General features: G+C 71.7%; 16 protein-coding genes. 12 read left to right on the top strand and 4 right to left on the bottom strand.

The window, feature by feature from the left end:
- The first annotated feature begins 15 nt into the window (after positions 1-15).
- The 9 genes from ABT095_RS06990 (at position 16) to ABT095_RS06950 (ending at position 7,878) form a co-directional block, all read left to right on the top strand.
- Complete coding sequence (locus ABT095_RS06990; protein ID WP_350528283.1) at positions 16-876, top strand: helix-turn-helix transcriptional regulator; 861 nt, start codon at positions 16-18, stop codon at positions 874-876.
- Positions 869-2,284: a Fe-S cluster assembly protein SufB gene (gene sufB / locus ABT095_RS06985; RefSeq protein ID WP_350528247.1), complete on the top strand. Its 1,416-nt coding sequence runs from the start codon at positions 869-871 to the stop codon at positions 2,282-2,284. Before ABT095_RS06990 ends, sufB begins: the two co-directional genes overlap by 8 nt.
- A 59-nt stretch (positions 2,285-2,343) precedes the next feature.
- The gene (sufD, locus tag ABT095_RS06980; protein ID WP_350528246.1) at positions 2,344-3,579 is read left to right on the top strand and encodes a Fe-S cluster assembly protein SufD; all 1,236 of its coding nucleotides are present in this window, start codon (positions 2,344-2,346) and stop codon (positions 3,577-3,579) included.
- The gene (locus ABT095_RS06975; RefSeq protein ID WP_350528245.1) at positions 3,576-3,893 is read left to right on the top strand and encodes a bifunctional 3-phenylpropionate/cinnamic acid dioxygenase ferredoxin subunit; all 318 of its coding nucleotides are present in this window, start codon (positions 3,576-3,578) and stop codon (positions 3,891-3,893) included. The genes sufD and ABT095_RS06975 overlap by 4 nt, the downstream gene beginning before the upstream one ends.
- Positions 3,894-3,895: 2 nt before the next feature.
- The gene (gene sufC / locus ABT095_RS06970) at positions 3,896-4,660 is read left to right on the top strand and encodes a Fe-S cluster assembly ATPase SufC (RefSeq protein ID WP_350528244.1); all 765 of its coding nucleotides are present in this window, start codon (positions 3,896-3,898) and stop codon (positions 4,658-4,660) included.
- 32 nt (positions 4,661-4,692) lie between these two features.
- Positions 4,693-5,943: a cysteine desulfurase gene (locus ABT095_RS06965; RefSeq protein WP_350528282.1), complete on the top strand. Its 1,251-nt coding sequence runs from the start codon at positions 4,693-4,695 to the stop codon at positions 5,941-5,943.
- Between the two features lie 19 nt (positions 5,944-5,962).
- Complete coding sequence (gene sufU / locus ABT095_RS06960) at positions 5,963-6,415, top strand: Fe-S cluster assembly sulfur transfer protein SufU (protein WP_350528243.1); 453 nt, start codon at positions 5,963-5,965, stop codon at positions 6,413-6,415.
- Positions 6,416-6,437: 22 nt separating this feature from the next.
- Positions 6,438-6,824 carry a metal-sulfur cluster assembly factor gene (locus tag ABT095_RS06955; RefSeq protein ID WP_350528242.1) on the top strand — a complete coding sequence of 129 codons (387 nt, stop codon included), beginning with the start codon at positions 6,438-6,440 and terminating at the stop codon, positions 6,822-6,824.
- A gap of 169 nt (positions 6,825-6,993) precedes the next feature.
- A complete protein-coding gene (locus ABT095_RS06950) occupies positions 6,994-7,878 on the top strand; it encodes an SH3 domain-containing protein (RefSeq protein WP_350528241.1) in 885 nt (294 codons plus the stop codon).
- 201 nt (positions 7,879-8,079) lie between these two features.
- On the opposite strand, the gene ABT095_RS06945 is transcribed toward ABT095_RS06950, so the two are convergent.
- Positions 8,080-9,399, bottom strand: a complete 1,320-nt coding sequence (locus ABT095_RS06945) for an MFS transporter (RefSeq protein WP_350528240.1) — start codon at positions 9,397-9,399, stop codon at positions 8,080-8,082.
- A gap of 243 nt (positions 9,400-9,642) precedes the next feature.
- On the opposite strand from ABT095_RS06945, the gene ABT095_RS06940 reads away from it, so the two are divergent.
- Positions 9,643-11,310 (top strand): hypothetical protein, encoded by a 1,668-nt coding sequence (locus ABT095_RS06940; protein WP_350528239.1) that lies wholly within the window; start codon positions 9,643-9,645, stop codon positions 11,308-11,310.
- Positions 11,311-11,327: 17 nt separating this feature from the next.
- Here ABT095_RS06940 and ABT095_RS06935 read toward each other — a convergent pair whose 3' ends face one another.
- Entirely contained in the window at positions 11,328-11,771 is a 444-nt protein-coding gene (locus ABT095_RS06935) for a VOC family protein (RefSeq protein ID WP_350528238.1), read from the bottom strand.
- Between the two features lie 204 nt (positions 11,772-11,975).
- Between ABT095_RS06935 and ABT095_RS06930 the strand changes: the two genes are divergently transcribed.
- Complete coding sequence (locus ABT095_RS06930; RefSeq protein ID WP_350528237.1) at positions 11,976-13,154, top strand: hypothetical protein; 1,179 nt, start codon at positions 11,976-11,978, stop codon at positions 13,152-13,154.
- A 3-nt stretch (positions 13,155-13,157) separates the two neighbouring features.
- Here the strand turns inward: ABT095_RS06930 and lepB are convergent, their stop codons facing one another.
- Both lepB and ABT095_RS06920 read right to left on the bottom strand, forming a co-directional pair.
- Entirely contained in the window at positions 13,158-13,784 is a 627-nt protein-coding gene (gene lepB, locus ABT095_RS06925) for a signal peptidase I (RefSeq protein WP_350528236.1), read from the bottom strand.
- Positions 13,785-13,827: 43 nt separating this feature from the next.
- On the bottom strand, positions 13,828-15,450 hold the full coding sequence (locus ABT095_RS06920; protein WP_350528235.1) for a PucR family transcriptional regulator: 1,623 nt from the start codon (positions 15,448-15,450) through the stop codon (positions 13,828-13,830).
- A gap of 233 nt (positions 15,451-15,683) precedes the next feature.
- Here ABT095_RS06920 and pruA point away from each other — a divergent pair, with 233 nt between their 5' ends.
- Positions 15,684-17,312, top strand: coding sequence for an L-glutamate gamma-semialdehyde dehydrogenase (gene pruA / locus ABT095_RS06915; protein WP_350528234.1), 1,629 nt, complete (start codon positions 15,684-15,686; stop codon positions 17,310-17,312).
- Positions 17,313-17,388: the final 76 nt, after the last annotated feature.

The raw sequence follows: 17,388 nt of genomic DNA, 5'->3' as shown, positions 1-17,388 counted from the left end.
GGTGTTGTGAAAAGAATGCGCGAGCACACCCAGCTGTCGGAGGCCGAGACGGCCCCCGACTGCAGCGTGCCCGCGACCGCCGCCGAGGTACTGCTCGTCGACGGCCACCGCGCCACCCGGGACAGGGTCGCGCGGTCGATTCTCGACCACGGCCCCTCCTCCGCCGCCGACCTGGCGGGGCGGCTGGGGCTGACCAGCGCGGCCGTCCGCCGTCACCTCGACGGACTGCTCGCCGCCGGTCTGGTGGAGGCCCGCGAGCAGCGGGTCTACGGCACCCGGGGCCGCGGCCGACCGGCCAAGGTCTTCGCGCTCACCGAGTCCGGCCGGGACGCCTTCTACCAGGCCTACGACCAGCTCGCGGCCGACGCGCTGCGCTGGATCTCGGAGGCCGTCGGCGGCGGCGAGGCCGGGGAGGAGGCCGTCGCGGCCTTCGCCCGGGCGCGCTTCGCCAAGCAGGCGCAGAAGTACCTGGGCAGCATCGAGCAGGCCGACGGCGGTGAGCGCGCCGAGGCACTGGCCCAGGCGCTGAGTGCCGACGGGTACGCTGCCACGGTGCGACGCGTGCCGTCCGCCGCGGGAGCCAAGGCTCCCGCCGGCGCCCAGCTCTGCCAGCACCACTGCCCGGTCGCGCACATCGCCGAGCAGTTCCCCCAGCTCTGCGAGGCGGAGACCGAGGTCTTCTCCCAGCTGCTGGGCACCCACGTGCAACGGCTGGCCACCATCGCCCACGGCGACGGGGTCTGCACCACCTATGTGCCGGCACCCGGTGCCGCATCGTCCCCCGGCTCGAGCCGGGTGCCCGGTGCCGCGCCGACTGCCGGTACGCCCCACCCAAACAAGAACCTGCGTCCGCGCGGAGGAACCTCGCATGACTGACACCGTTTCGCACCCGGAGCTCGAGGGCCTGGGCACGTACGAGTACGGCTGGTCCGACCCCGACGCCGCCGGTTCGGTGGCCAAGCGCGGGCTGAGCGAGGAGGTCGTCCGCGACATCTCGGCCAAGAAGTCCGAGTCGGAGTGGATGCTCAACCTGCGCCTCAAGGGCCTGAAGCTCTTCGGCAAGAAGCCCATGCCGACCTGGGGCTCCGACCTCTCCGGCATCGACTTCGACAACATCAAGTACTTCGTGCGCTCCACCGAGAAGCAGGCGGAGTCCTGGGAGGACCTGCCCGCCGACATCAAGGCGACGTACGACAAGCTCGGCATCCCGGAGGCGGAGAAGCAGCGCCTGGTCGCCGGTGTCGCCGCGCAGTACGAGTCGGAGGTCGTCTACCACCAGATCCGTGAGGACCTGGAGGAGCAGGGCGTGATCTTCCTCGACACCGACACCGCGCTCAAGGAGCACCCGGAGCTCTTCAAGGAGTACTTCGGCACCGTCATCCCCGCCGGTGACAACAAGTTCGCCGCGCTGAACACCGCCGTCTGGTCCGGCGGATCGTTCATCTACGTGCCGAAGGGTGTGCACGTCGACATCCCGCTGCAGGCCTACTTCCGGATCAACACCGAGAACATGGGCCAGTTCGAGCGGACGCTGATCATCGTCGACGAGGACGCCTACGTCCACTACGTCGAGGGCTGCACCGCCCCGATCTACTCCTCGGACTCGCTGCACAGCGCCGTGGTCGAGATCATCGTCAAGAAGGGCGGCCGCTGCCGCTACACGACCATCCAGAACTGGTCGAACAACGTCTACAACCTGGTCACCAAGCGCGCCGTGGCGTACGAGGGCGCGACCATGGAGTGGGTCGACGGCAACATCGGCTCCAAGGTGACCATGAAGTACCCGGCCGTCTACCTGATGGGCGAGCACGCCAAGGGCGAGACCCTGTCGATCGCCTTCGCGGGCGAGGGCCAGCACCAGGACGCCGGCGCCAAGATGGTGCACATGGCGCCGAACACCTCCTCGAACATCGTCTCCAAGTCGGTGGCCCGTGGCGGTGGCCGCACCTCCTACCGCGGTCTGATCGAGATCGGCGAGGGCTCGAAGGGCGCCAAGTCGAACGTGCTCTGCGACGCGCTGCTGGTCGACACCATCTCGCGCTCGGACACCTACCCGTACGTGGACGTCCGCGAGGACGACGTGTCCATGGGCCACGAGGCGACCGTCTCCAAGGTCTCCGAGGACCAGCTGTTCTACCTGATGAGCCGTGGCATGACCGAGTTCGAGGCGATGGCGATGATCGTCCGCGGCTTCGTCGAGCCGATCGCGCGCGAGCTGCCGATGGAGTACGCGCTGGAGCTGAACCGGCTGATCGAGCTGCAGATGGAGGGCTCCGTCGGCTGACCCGTCGCCGACCGAGACCGTCCGTTTCATCTTTGAGGAAGAGAGCACAACGAACAGCCATGGCTGAAGTTCAGAACACCCCCGGCGCGACCACCGCGGGCTCGATCGAGGTCGGCACCACCGGGGCCGGCGCCCAGCTGGCCGGTCCCGGGACGGGCCGGGCCACCGTGAAGCAGCCGATCGACGCCCGCGTCGCGGTCAAGCCCTCGTACGACGTGAACGACTTCCCGGTGCCGACCGGCCGCGAGGAGGACTGGCGGTTCACCCCGATGCACCGCCTGGCCGGCCTGCACGACGGCACCGCCGCCGAGGCCGCCACGGGCGAGAGCAAGATCGAGCTGAGCCTGCCCGAGGGCGTCACCGCCGAGAACGTCGGCCGCGACGACGCGCGGGTCGGCAAGGCCGGCAAGCCGGTGGACCGGGTGGCCGCGCAGGCGTTCTCCTCCTTCGACGAGGCGCTGGTCGTCACCGTGCCCAAGGAGACGGTGCTCACCGAGCCGGTCAAGATCGACGTGCACGGCGAGGGCGGCGTCCGCTTCGGCCACGTGGTGATCGAGGTCAAGCCGTTCGCGGAGGCCGTCGTGGTGCTCAACCACACCGGCACCGGCGTCCGCGCCGCCAACGTCGACCTGCTCGTCGGTGACGGCGCCAAGCTGACCTTCGTCACGATCCAGGACTGGGAGCGGGACGCGGTGCACGTGGCCCAGCACACCGCCCTGGTCGGCCGGGACGCCTCGCTCAAGTCCGTCGTGGTCACCTTCGGCGGCGACCTGGTGCGCCTGCACCCGCGCGTGAACTACGCCGCCCCCGGCGGCGAGGCCGACCTCTTCGGCCTGTACTTCGCGGACGCCGGCCAGCACCTCGAGCACCGCCTGGTGATCGACCACGACACCCCGCACTGCCGCTCCAACGTGGTCTACAAGGGCGCGCTGCAGGGCCAGGGCGCGCACGCCGTCTGGGTCGGTGACGTGCTGATCCGCGCCGCCGCCGAGGGCACCGACACCTACGAGCACAACCGCAACCTGGTGCTCACCGACGGCGCCCGGGTCGACTCGATCCCGAACCTGGAGATCGAGACCGGCGAGATCGTCGGCGCCGGCCACGCCTCGGCGACCGGCCGCTTCGACGACGAGCAGCTGTTCTACCTGCAGGCCCGTGGCATCCCCGCCGACGAGGCCCGCCGCCTGGTCGTGCGCGGCTTCTTCGCCGAGCTGGTGCAGCAGATCGGTGTCGCCGAGATCCAGGACCACCTGCTCGAGAAGATCGACGCCGAGCTGGAGGGGACGGTCGCATGAGCTACCTGCGCGCCTGCTCGGTCGGTGACCTCGCGGAGGACACCCCGAAGCGCGTCGAGCTGAACGGTGTGCCCGTCGCCCTGGTCCGCACCGAGGGGGAGGTGTTCGCGATCAACGACATCTGCTCGCACGCGAACGTCTCGCTCTCCGAGGGCGAGGTCGAGGACTGCATGATCGAGTGCTGGCTGCACGGCTCCAGCTTCGACCTGCGCTCCGGCAAGCCCTCGGGCCTGCCCGCCACCAAGCCGGTTCCCGTTTACCCCGTCAAGATCGAAGGGGACGATGTGCTCGTCTCCGTCAACCAGGAGTCCTGAGCATGGCCACCCTTGAAATCCGCAACCTGCACGTCTCCGTCGAGGCCGAGGGCGGTGCCCGCGAGATCCTGAAGGGCGTCGACCTGACGATCAAGCAGGGCGAGACGCACGCCATCATGGGCCCCAACGGCTCCGGCAAGTCGACCCTGGCGTACACCCTGGCCGGCCACCCCAAGTACACCGTCACCGGCGGCGAGGTGCTCCTCGACGGCGAGGACGTGCTGGCCATGAGCGTGGACGAGCGCGCCCGCGCCGGTGTCTTCCTGGCCATGCAGTACCCGGTCGAGGTCCCCGGCGTCTCGGTCTCCAACTTCCTCCGTACCGCCGCCACCGCCGTCCGCGGCGAGGCCCCCAAGCTGCGGCTGTGGGTCAAGGAGGTCAAGGAGGCGATGGCCGCCCTGCAGATGGACCCGGCCTTCGCCGAGCGCAACGTCAACGAGGGCTTCTCCGGCGGCGAGAAGAAGCGCCACGAGATCCTCCAGCTCGAGCTGCTCAAGCCGAAGATCGCGATCCTGGACGAGACCGACTCCGGCCTGGACGTCGACGCGCTGCGCCAGGTCTCCGAGGGCATCAACCGCGTCCACGCCACCGGCGAGGTCGGCACCCTGCTGGTCACCCACTACACCCGCATCCTGCGCTACGTGAAGCCGGACTACGTCCACGTCTTCTCGGCCGGCCGGATCGTCGAGTCCGGTGGCGCCGAGCTCGCCGACAAGCTGGAGAACGAGGGCTACGAGGCTTACGTGAAGGGTGGCGCTTCAGAGTGACTGAATCTGTTCATGGTGTGAGCGCCGAAGCGCTGGCCGCCGCCCAGGAGTTCGGCGACTCGATCCGCAAGGACTTCCCGATCCTGCAGCGCGTGCTGCACGACGAGAAGCCGCTGGTCTACCTGGACAACGCCGCTACCTCGCAGAAGCCGCAGGCCGTCCTGGACGCGCTGAACGGCTACTACGAGCGCCACAACGCCAACGTCCACCGTGGCGTGCACGTGCTGGCCGAGGAGGCGACGGCCCTCTACGAGGGTGCCCGGGACAAGGTCGCGGCCTTCGTCAACGCGCCCAGCCGGGACGAGGTGATCTTCACCAAGAACGCCTCGGAGTCGCTCAACCTCGTTGCCAACATGCTCGGTTGGGCCGAGGAGCCGTACCGGGTGGACGCCGAGGCCGAGATCGTCATCACCGAGATGGAGCACCACTCCAACATCGTGCCGTGGCAGCTGCTCGCGCAGCGCACCGGCGCGAAGCTGAAGTGGTTCGGTCTCACCGACGAGGGCCGCCTCGACCTCTCGAACATCGATGAGCTGATCACCGAGAAGACGAAGATCGTCTCCTTCACGCTCGTCTCCAACCTGATGGGCACCGTCAACCCGGTCGAGGCGATCGTCCGCCGCGCCCAGGCCGTCGGCGCCCTGGTGCTGATCGACGCCTCGCAGGCCGCTCCGCACATGGTGCTCGACGTGCAGGCGCTGGAGGCCGACTTCGTCGCCTTCACCGGCCACAAGATGCTCGGCCCGACCGGCATCGGCGTGCTCTGGGGCCGGCAGGAGCTCCTCGAGGACCTCCCGCCGTTCCTCGGCGGCGGCGAGATGATCGAGACCGTCACCATGGGCGCCTCGACCTACGCCCCGGCCCCGCACAAGTTCGAGGCCGGCACCCCGCCGATCGCCCAGGCGGTTGGTCTCGGTGCTGCCATCGACTACCTCTCCAACATCGGTATGGAGCGGATCGCCGAGCACGAGCACACCATCACCGAGTACGCGGTGGCCCGCCTCCAGGAGGTTCCGGGACTTCGGATCATCGGCCCGCGCACGGCCGTTGACCGCGGCGCGGCGATCTCCTTCGTCCTGGGCGACATCCACCCGCACGACGTGGGCCAGGTGCTCGACGAGCAGGGCATCGCGGTCCGGGTCGGCCACCACTGCGCGCGGCCGGTCTGCCTGCGCTACGGCATCCCCGCCACCACGCGGGCCTCGTTCTACCTGTACTCGACGCCTGCGGACGTCGATGCGCTGATCGACGGCCTGCACCACGTCCAGGACTTCTTCGGCTGAGGGTTGGGAGGCGTACGACATGAAGCTCGACTCGATGTACCAGGACATCATCCTGGACCACTACCGCAACCCGCACGGCAAGGGCCTGCGCGACGGTGACGTCGAGGTCCACCACGTCAACCCGACCTGCGGCGACGAGATCACCCTGCGGGTGAAGCTGGACGGGGCCGTGGTGGCCGACGTCAGCTACGACTCGCAGGGCTGCTCGATCAGCCAGGCCAGCGCGTCCGTGCTCAACGACCTGGTGGTCGGCAAGAGCGTGGGCGAGGCCCAGGCCGTCCAGGAGGCGTTCCTGGAGCTCATGCAGAGCAAGGGCACCCTGGAGGGCGACGAGGACGTGCTGGAGGACGCCATCGCGTTCGCCGGCGTCTCCAAGTTCCCCGCCCGGGTCAAGTGCGCCCTGCTGAGCTGGATGGCCTGGAAGGACGCCACCTCCCAGGCGCTCGCCCAGCAGCCCGCCGTCAACGACTGACCCTGTCTTCTGGAGTTAACAGATGAGCGACACCGAGACGCCCGCCGAGGCGACTCCTTCCGCCGAAGGCCCGACGGTCATCGTCGGCACGACGGCCGGCACCGTCTCCGTCGAGGACCTGACCGAGGCCCTGATGGACGTCGTCGACCCCGAGCTGGGCATCGACGTCGTCAACCTGGGCCTGATCTACGGCATCCACATCGACGAGTCCGACGTGGCCACCATCGACATGACCCTCACCTCGGCCGCCTGCCCGCTGACCGACGTCATCGAGGACCAGGCCAAGACCGCCACCGAGGGTCTCGTCCAGGACCTCCGGATCAACTGGGTCTGGATGCCGCCGTGGGGCCCCGACAAGATCACCGACGACGGCCGCGACCAGCTCCGCGCCCTCGGCTTCAACGTCTGAGATCTGAGCCGCTTTCACCGGCCGTACCCCTGCCCTGGGGTGCGGCCGGCGGTGTTTTCTGAGGTCAACTCATAGCGGCGGTAAATGAGTTGTGCGCCCGGGGGAGTGTCGGCAGGATTCCTCCGGCGGCCAGGGGGGCCGCTGGTACGACACCTTGGGGGGAACGATCATGAGCATCATCACCGCCCGCGTACGCGCCGCCGGGCTCGCGCTCGGACTGGCGCTCGGCACCACCGTGCTGGCCGCGACCGGCGCCCACGCCCAGTCCGTCACCTCGGGCTCGCTCAGCTTCAGCGGGGACGACTGGATCGGCGGGGGCCAGTCGTACAACTTCACCACCGACAACAAGGACCAGCTCAACGTCTCCGCCTCCGACGACCACCGGAGCGTCGAGGTCTCCGTCAACGGGGCCCAGGGCGACTGGTGGACCCTCGACCTCGTCGCCCCGACCGGCAGCCAGCTGACGCCCGGGACGTACCAGGCCACCCGCTCCCCGTTCAACGGTGCCGGGGCGGGGCTCAGCCTGTTCGGTGACGGGCGCGGCTGCAACACGCTGACCGGTAACTTCACCGTCACCAATATCGTCTTCGGCCCGCACGGGTACGTGCAGACGCTGGACGCCTCCTTCGAGGAGCACTGCGAGGGCGGCACGGCCGGCACCACCGGCCAGGTGCACATCGCCAACCCGACCCCGCCGCCGGTGCTCACCCTCGGCCTCGGCGTGTCGGTCAACGGCACCGCCAGCACCGTCGACGGCAAGGCCGCCATCAACGGCACCGTGACCTGCAACAAGCCGACCACGGTGGCCGTCAACGGCGCCGTCTCCCAGCTCAACCACAAGACCATCGTCCGCGGCGTCTACTCCGCCACGGTCGACTGCGTCCCCGGCGCCCCGGTCACCTGGACCGTGAAGGCCGACCCCTCCGGAACCGTCCCGTTCCAGCAGGGCGACGCCTCCGTCACCGCCCAGGCGAGCGCCCCCGACGCCGACTACAACACCTACGAGACCGCCTCCGCCACGGTCGTCACCCACCTGACCAAGACCCGCGGCTGATCGTACGGACAAGGCCGCCCAACCCCTCTCCCAGGGGGCTGGGCGGCCGTTTCCTGCCCCGTCCAGCCTGCTGGCACGTCATCAGTCCCGCTCGTCCCAACGGGCAGTCATCGGCCGCACGAGCCGGCTGGGTCGACCCCCTGAAGCCGGACGGCCCCTGCCCGGAGTACCCGGACAGGGGCCGTTCGGCTTCTCGCTGTCTCAGCGCGGCTTGCGCAGGACCGCTGCCGCGAGGGCGAGGCAGGCGGTGGCGTTGAGGGCCACGAAGGTGGAGACGGCGGGGAGGAGGCCGTAGTGCTGGACGGCGGCGCCGACGGCGACGATGGGGAGGGAGGAGCCGAGGTAGACGATGACCCAGAGGGCGGAGAGTTCGCTGCCTCGGCGGGCCGGGTCCATGGCGGCGACGGCGGAGGTGAAGAGGGAGCGGAAGGCCACGCCCTGGCAGGCGCCGCCGAGGACGCTGCCGATGAAGAGGAGGGCCGGGGTCTCGGTGTAGGCGGCGGTGACGACCAGGCCGAGGCCGGTGGCCAGGCCGGCCATGCCGAGGGCGATGACCAGGCGGTCGGCGGTGGGCGGCACGAGCAGCTGGGCGGCCGCCGAGGAGCCGAGCAGGAGGGCGGCCACGATCGCGCCGGTCATGTGCGAGTGGGTGTGCAGGAGGCGGGCGGAGAAGGCCGGGGAGAGGCTGAGGTAGACGCCGAAGACCCCGTAGGAGACGAAGCCGGCCGCGGCGGCCAGCCGGAACTCGCGGCGGCCCTGCCGGGGCAGGGCGAGGCGGCGCGGGCGCAGGTGGGCCGGGGTCGTGATGCGCGGCGGCGCCGTGGCGGGCCGCTCCTGGCCGGGCTTGCGGGGGTGGACCAGCGCCAGCGGGATGCAGAGCGCGAGCAGCGCGACGGCGTGCACCAGGAAGGGCGTGAGCAGCGGGTTGGCACCGCTGGAGAGTGCGGCCCCGGCGATCGGGCCGAGCGCGACGCCGCCGGCCGAGCAGGCCAGGGTGAGCTTGGCGGCCAGCGTCTGGTGGTCGGGGAGGAGGTCGCTGAGGGCGGCCCCGGCGGCGCCGGTGGAGAGGCCGACGGCTATGCCCTGGACGGCGCGCCCGGCGGCCAGCTGCCAGAAGCTGTGGGCGGTGGCGAAGAGGGCGTCCCCGCTGGCGGCCAGCGCCACGGCGGGCAGGATCATCGCCCGGCGGCCCAGGAAGTCCGACCAGTGCCCCACGGCGGCCAGCACGGGTACGAGCGCGAAGACGTAGACCGTGAAGAGGATCGTGGTGTCCAGGGCGGTGAGGCCGAGGCGCTGCTGGAGCAGCGGGTAGATCGGGGTCGCCAGGTTGGCGCCGATCAGCAGGAAGAGGAGGGCGGCGGCCACCAGGCCGACGCGGACGCCGCGCAGCGCGTTCCAGCGGCTGATCGCGGCGAGCTGGAGCTGCGGTCGTGGTGCGAGCTCCAGGGGGAGCAGGGCCTCCGAGAGCCGGCGGGTCCGGAACTGCGCGAGTCCGGAGCCGGCAGGGGAGAGGTCCGCCATGGCAGGGGTCTCCTGTGGCCGGGCACCACCTCGGCGCGCCGGGCCAGGGGTGGTGACCGGGGCGGAGCCCCGGTGGTGCGGGGGTGCATGGGGTGGGCTTCGTCGCCCGGTGGCCGTCGCGGGGTTGTGCGAGGGGCCATCCGAAGGATACGTGGTCGTACGGGCCGGTCCGGACACGAGCAAAGCGCCGAAGGGCGGTGGGCGGGTCGGGCAGTGGTGCACTCGGGCGGATACGCTGAGTAGATGGACCGGTACGGACCGGTCGCCGCAGTGACCACAGCCACCTCGGGAGAGCTCGGAACCATGGCCGGACGACGCCGCAACACCCCTGACAACCCGTCGCCCGCCGGGCCTGAGGAGGGGCTGCTGCCCGCCGACTACGAGCTGGCGGACCTCTACGGCGCTTTCGCCTCGCACGGCGAGAGTGACGAGGATCTCGACGACTCGGCGGTGCTGGTGCCGCCGGTGCAGCTGCTGCCGGAGGAGGAGCTGGTCGCCGCCGCGCTCGCCGTGCCGCTGATCGGCCACGCGCTCAAGCTGGCCCGCTGGACCGCCCCGCACCGGATGGTGGACGAGCTCGGCGACCTGACCGAGCAGGACCAGGAGCCGGCCGCGAGACTGCTCGGCTACGGGGACGGCCAGGAGGTCTCCGAGGAGGACGTGGTCGAGGCGATGCGGGCCTGGTCGCTGGCCTGCGACCTGGACCTGATCGAGATCGGCACCACCGAGGAGGGCGAGCACGTCGCCATCCCCGGCCCGGACCTGGAGCCGGCCGAGCAGGGCGACGCCGACACCGTCCTGGAGCTGTGGCTGACGGCCGCCGGGATCGTCCGGGAGCTGGCCGTCGAGGCGGACTCGCTGGAGCTGGCGGGCGAGGACGGCGGGGAGGACGGCGAGGAGCTGTCGGCGGAGGACGAGGAGGCCCGGCTCGCCGAGGTCGAGGAGCACCGCGAGGAGGCTGCCGAGCTGCTGGACGAGGCGCTGCAGGTGCTCTACGAGCACACGGCCTTCGCCGAGCCCGGCCAGGAGACGGTGCCGCTCGGGGTGCTGGCCGCGCTGCTGGTGGTGCCCGAGGGCGAGGAGCCGGACGAGGAGCTGCTGGGCGACATCACCGACGTCATGGTGGTGCTCGACCCGATGCTGGCCGACCTGGCCGAGCTGGGCGTGGTCGAGCACCGGCCGATCGACCCGGAGCTCTTCGAGGAGGAGGAGAGCGAGGAGCCGGCCACCGAGGAGGAGGGTGACGCGGACCGCTTCGGCCTGGTGCGGCTGACCCCGCTCGGCCAGTACGGCCTGCGGCAGTGGCTCCTGGAGGACGGCTACGACGCGCCGCTGATCGGCGAGCTGGCCCAGGGCGACGCCGAGGCGCTGCTGCGCTCGATCACCGAGACCGCCAACGTGCTGCCGCAGCGGGAGATCGCGGTCTGGCTGGCCGGGCGGGAGCCGGTGGCGGCGGCGCGCGAGCTGCTGGCGGCGGCCAGGGGCACCGACACCTACAGCCCGGTGCGCCGGATGCTCTGCGTGCAGGCGCTGGAGCTGCTCGGCGCCGCCGCCCGCCCGGCCGCGGCCGAGGTGGTCGAGGACGACGAGCTGGGCGGGGCCGTCCGCTCCTGGCTGCGGGCGCAGGGCGAGGAGGTGACGGCCCCCGAGCGGGGGATGGTGCTCTGGACGATGGTCGACACCTTCGCCGCGCAGCTCCTGGTCAGCGAGGGCGAGGCCGGGGTGCTGCAGGAGCTGGTCCGGGGGCTGCCGGTGACGGACAACCCGGCGAGCTTCTTCGGCGAGGTCTGGCGGGTGCCGCACCCGTACACCGCCGATGTGCTGGAGGCGGTCGGGGAGCTGCACCTGGAGCGGAACGTGGCCAAGGAGGCGCGGAAGGCCGCGTTCAAGGCCCGCTCGAAGCAGGGCTGATCAAGGGCAGGGCTGACTCAGGGCAGGTCGAGGCGGCCGTCGGCGGTGAAGGGGAAGAAGGGGTTGTGGGCGAGCTCCCAGAGATGGCCGTCCGGATCCTCGAAGTAGCCCGAGTAACCGCCCCAGTCGGTGGCCACCGGGGGCTTGACCACGGTGGCCCCGGCGGCGACGGCCGTCTCCATCGCCGCGTCGACCGCCCCGGTGGACTCCAGGTTGACCGCCAGCGTGACGCCGCGGAAGGAGGGCTCGCCGGCCTCGGGCACACCGGCGTCGGCGGCCAGCTCCTCGGTGGGGAAGAGACCGAGCGCGGGGCCGCTGGTGGCGAACCAGACGATGCTGTCGTTGGAGGCGGCCGAGCGCTGCCAGCCCAGGGCCTCGTAGAAGGCGGTGCTGGCCCGCAGGTCGGAGACTCCGAGGGTGACGATGCTGAGCCGGGCCGGGAAGGGCTGTTGCGTGGTCATAACGCCCAGCGTAGGCAAGGCTACTGACAATCCGGCGGCGGCGGGGCTGGGTCGCTCATCTGGCAACCGTACGGGGGAAGCTGATGGCCCAGCAGGGGTGCGGCCCGTATCGTGGGGCGGCAACGGTGCAGGTGCCGGGTCCTCCGCCCGGCGGGCTGGGCCGTGGACCGACGGCGAGGCAAGGACGCGGGGGTGCGGCAGAGCATGACCTGGCAGAGCGCGAGCAGGCCTCAGGAGTCTTCCGAGGGGCCTGTCCAGGGGCCTGAGGACTACTACGCCGACCATGAGGAGTACAGCCGTCAGGTGCTCGGGGCGGCGGACTTCCCGGTGTACGCCGTGGACCCGGCGCACGAACCGGCGCACGACGGGGCGGGCGCGCCCCCGGAGGGCGAGCGCGCCGGTGAGGCCTCCGATGCGCTGGCCGAGTACGAGCTGCGCAACGGCAAGCTCGGCTGGGTCGAGATGCGCTCGGGCGACTGGAGCTCGGCCGAGGGCCCGTACGTCACGGTGCGCACCTACCGGCCCGGTCTGGAGCACGTGGTGCCGCTGCCCGACCTGGAGGACGTGGTCGAGGACGAGCGGGACCGCGTCTACGAGCAGTTGGAGATCGACGAGGGCGACGGGCCCGGCCGGGTGCGGGCGCTGCGCGAGTGGATCACCGTGGAGGGCGAGCCCCGGGCGGTGCAGATCCACGAGGACTGCCGCGGCGTGGACGGCGAGGCGGCGGCTCGCGCGGTGTGGGCCGGGCGGCTGCGGCTGGACGGCATCACCGTGACGGTGACGGGCCGTGGGGTCTCGCCCGGCGGGATCGAGCTGCGCAAGGTCGAGGACTTCGAGCGGTACATCCTCGGGCGCACCGACCTGCTGCGCAAGCTCGCCGCCCGGCAGGCCCAGCGGGCCGAGCTGGAGGAGCGCCGGCTCCCGCCGGTGACCGGACTCGAGGCCCACCGGGCCGTGGTCGAGCACGCGGTGAAGGAGGCGGTGGCGCTCCAGGCGCAGGTCCAGGCCCGGCAGACGCCGCGGCTGCCGCGGCGCTCGCGGGGCGAGGCGGGTGCGGTGCGCTGGGAGGCCGCGGTGCGGCAGCAGATGCGGCTCGCCTCGGAGACCCGCGAGGAGGCCGGGGAGTCGCTGACCGCGATGGTCAACCACCTGCGGATGCTGGCGCAGAGCACGGAGTGGGGCGCGGAGGGCCCGGAGGCCCACGCGGCGGTGGAGGAGGTCATCCGGTACACCGCGTTCGCCAGCCAGGTGCCGAGCCTGCCGGCGCAGCGGGCCTGGGACAGGTACTGGGCCGGCGGTGCCCCGCGGGGCACCGCCTCGCCGCTGCACGACGCCTGGCTGACGGCCTGGGAGCAGTGGCGGGCGGAGCGGATCCGCCTCTGACGCTCAGCCGGTGCGCCGGCGGCGGAGGATCAGGGCCACGACGGTGAGTACGGTGGCGAGCAGCAGCACCGGGATGCTCACCACGCCGGCCCCGAGAGCTGCCAGCGATCCCCAGAGGGGGAAGTGCTGGTCGCGGGCGAAGGCCGCGTCGACGGGGAGCGTGCCGGAGCCCGGCTCCTCCTGGTGGAAGCGGGAGTCCAGGGAGTCGTTCCGGTTGTCGCCGAGGAGGAACATCCGGCCCGGGGGCACGGTCACGTCGAAGGGCTTGATTCCCGAGTCGGGCCGGTCCTTGAGGTACGGCTCCTGGAGGGCCACCCCGTTGAGCATCACGGGGCCGCCCGGACGCTGCGAGACGTGGTCGCCGCCGAGCGCGACCACGCGCTTGACCACGGTGTCCGGGCCGCTGGGGAACCACGGGGCGTGCGCCAGCACGACGTCGCCGCGCCGCACCTCGCTGCCGTCGACCATCGTGAAGACGACCGTCTTCCCCACGGGGTAGGTCGGCAGCATGCCGCCGGAGGGGATGGAACTGGTCTGCCAGAAGTGCCCGAACGCGAACGGCACCGCCAGCAGCACCACCCCGGCCAGCGCCGACATCCAGGCCATCCGTCCCGCGAGCCGCTTGATCATGTCCCCGCCCCCGTAGGTCAGTTGTCGCGGACACAGTAGCGGCTCAGGCCTCGCCGCCGAGCCGCAACTGGAGCATCGCGAGCAGGCGCTGCTGGGGCTGGGCGAGGTCGATGCCGGTGAGCTGTTCGGCGCGGCGGACGCGGTAGCGCAGGGTGTTGGGGTGGATGTGCAGGGCGTCGGCGGCGACCCGGACCTCGCCGAGGGCGTCCAGCCAGGCGAGGACGGATTCGGCGAGGCGGGTGCCGTGGCGCCGGTCGTACTCGGTGAGGGCGGTCAGGCGCGGGTCGCGCAGGCCGGTGCGGTCCTGAAGGAGGGCGAGCACCTCGCTGACCAGGACTTCGGCCTGTACGTCGATCAGGGCCGCGACGGTCGGGGCGACGCCGCCGCGCCCCATCGCGTCGAGGATCCGGTCGGCCTGCGCGCGGGAGTCGGGGACGGCGGCGAGCCCGGCCACGGTGGAGCCGATCGCGGCGCGCAGCGGTACGCCGAGGTGCTCGTCGGCCGCCGCCACCACCTCCTCGGCCCAGCCCCGGACGGTGGTCATCGACAGGCCGGTGGGCAGTTCGGGGAGCAGGACGTACACCCGGGAGTCGATCGGGGCGAGCAGCGCGCCGCGGTGCCGGGCGGCGGTGTGCACCGAGATCAGGCCGGTGACCTCGGCCCGGGTGAGCTCGAGGTCGGAGCCCTCGCCGGGGGTGCCCGCGGCGTAGGCGAGCACGGTGGCCGGGCGGCGCAGGTCGAGGCCGAGGTGGGTGGCCAGTGACTGCGGGCCGGTGGAGCCCTCCAGCAGGCCGGTGAGCAGGGTCTGGGTGAGGCGGACGTCGGCGGAGAGCTCGCGGCGGCGGCGCACCAGCTGGCCGGCGGCCACCCGGGCCGCCCCGACCAGGGCCTGCTCGGCGTGCTCGGTGAGCGGCTGGGAGCCCTCCTGCACCCAGATGGTGCCCAGCGGCTGGGCGCCGGCCCGGATGCCGATGGCGATCCGGCGGCGGATGCCCAGCTCGGCGTGGGCCTCGATGGTGATCACCGAGTCCGAGCTGCGCAGGTGCTGGAAGACGCCCCACTCGCGGAGCTTGGAGAGGTACGGCTCGGGGCCCTGCCAGCCGAGGATGGAGAGCCGGCGCAGGTCGTCCACCTCGTCGGTGTCCGAGGAGCGGGAGTAGGCGAGCACCCGGCTGGAGGTGTCCTCGATCGAGACGATGCCGCCGGTGAGCACGGCGACGGTCTGGGCCAGCGAGAAGAGGTCCCCGGCGTTGTGCTCGGGTGTCTCCGGGGCCTCCGGCCCGGCGATGATCGCCCGGGCGAGGGAGTCCAGGTGCTCCCAGCGGGTCTCGCGGCGCACCGACAGGAGGGCCACCCCGGCCTCGGTGGCGGCCTCGCGCAGGGCGTCGGCCTGGCCGGGGGCGTCCAGCTTGACCGCCACGGCGGCGGCCCGGGCCCGGCCGGCCGCGCGCAGCGCGGGCAGCGCGGCCCGGCCGCGGGCGCCGATGGCCAGCACCAGCTCGCCGGGGTTGGCGGTGGCCGGGTCCTCCGGGTCGAGGATGGCCACGTCCCGGACGGGTACGTCGAGCCCGGCGGGGGCGGCCTGCAGCTCGACCAGCGGTTCGCCGAGCGCCATCAGCAACTGGCGCAGCGGCAGCCCGCCGCCGGGGCCCGGCGTGGCGGTCACGGCAACCTCCGAGGCGTGAGCGGTCCGACCTGACGCGCGGGGCGGTTGACCTGACGGGGTCGTCCGGGGGCTTTGGCGCCGTGTCGCAGTCGTTGTCCAGGGTGACAAGGGTGTCCCCTGGACTTTAGCCGCCAGGCCAATCAAGTGCCCTGCCCGGCAGGGCTAGCGTTTGCGGTGGCCGACCTGTGATCCGTGTCGGCCGTACGCCACGACCTCGAAGGAGAGCGCGCGCAATGGATGCTGTGACCCAGGTCCCCGCGCCGGTGAACGAGCCGGTCCACAGCTACGCCCCCGGCAGCCCGGAACGGGCCCGCCTGGAGGCCAAGCTGAAGGAGCTGGGCGGCCAGGAGCCGGTCCAGCTGACCATGACGATCAACGGTGAGCGCCGCATGGGCGCCGGCGCCGAGATCCACGTCGTCCAGCCGCACAACCACGCGGCTCGGCTCGGCACCATGCGCAACGCCACCCAGGGCGACGCGCAGGACGCCATCGACGCTGCCCTGGCCGCTGCCCCGGCCTGGCAGGCGCTCTCCTTCGACTCGCGCGCCGCGATCTTCCTCAAGGCCGCCGACCTGCTGGCCGGCCCCTGGCGCGAGACGCTGGCCGCCGCCACCATGCTCGGCCAGTCCAAGACCGCGCAGCAGGCCGAGATCGACACCCCGTGCGAGCTGGTCGACTTCCTGCGCTTCAACGTGCACTTCGCCCGCCAGATCATGGCCGAGCAGCCGATCTCCTCCGAGGGCGTCTGGAACCGCAGCGACCACCGCGCGCTCGAGGGCTTCGTCTACGCGATCACCCCCTTCAACTTCACCGCCATCGCGGGCAACCTGCCGACCGCCCCGGCCCTGATGGGCAACGTGGTGATCTGGAAGCCGTCCCCGACCCAGCAGTACTCGGCGCACCTGCTGATGCAGCTCTTCGAGGCGGCCGGCCTGCCCAAGGGCGTCATCAACATGGTCACCGGTGACGGCCTGGCCGTCTCCGAGGTCGCCCTGAAGCACCCGGCGCTGGCCGGCATCCACTTCACCGGCTCCACCGCGACCTTCCAGCACCTGTGGCGCACGGTGGGCGAGAACATCGCCAACTACCGCACCTACCCGCGGATCGTCGGCGAGACCGGCGGCAAGGACTTCCTGGTCGCCCACCCGTCGGCCGACAAGGCCGTGCTGAAGACCGCGATGACCCGCGGCGCCTTCGAGTTCCAGGGCCAGAAGTGCTCGGCGCTCTCCCGCGCGTACGTCCCGGCCTCGATCTGGGCCGAGCTCAAGGACGACTTCCGCGACGAGGTCGAGTGGCTGACCATGGGTGACGTCACCGACCTGTCGAACTTCATGAGCGCCGTCATCGACGACCGCTCGTTCGCCAAGAACAAGGCCGCCATCGACCGCGCCAAGGCCGACCCGAAGGTCGAGATCCTGGCCGGCGGCACCTACGACGACTCGGTGGGCTACTTCGTCCGCCCGACCGTCCTGGTCTGCGAGGACCCGTCGGCGGAGTACTTCCGCGACGAGTACTTCGGCCCGATCCTGGCCGTCCACGTGTACGAGGACGACAAGTACGACGAGATGCTGGAGCAGATGGAGGGCGTCTCCTCCTACGCGCTGACCGGCGCCGTCATCGCCCAGGACCGCGAGGCCGTCCAGCACACGATGCTGAAGCTGCGCAACGCGGCGGGCAACTTCTACATCAACGACAAGCCGACCGGCGCCGTCGTCGGCCAGCAGCCCTTCGGCGGTGCCCGGGCCTCCGGCACCAACGACAAGGCCGGTGCCAAGCAGAACCTGGCCCGCTGGACGTCCACCCGCTCCATCAAGGAGACGTTCGTCCCGCCGACGGACTACCGCTACCCGCACATGGGCTGACCAAGCCTCTCCTCCCGGCCGGAGCCCCTACTCCGGCCAGGGCCTGTGCTGTGAACAGGCCCCGGAGGCCGGGCGG

This window comes from Kitasatospora sp. NPDC002227 (genome assembly GCF_040296285.1).
Classification (GTDB): Bacteria; Actinomycetota; Actinomycetes; order Streptomycetales; family Streptomycetaceae; genus Kitasatospora.
Note: the sequence above shows the minus strand (reverse complement) of the source record. Positions and strands in the feature narration are given on the sequence as shown.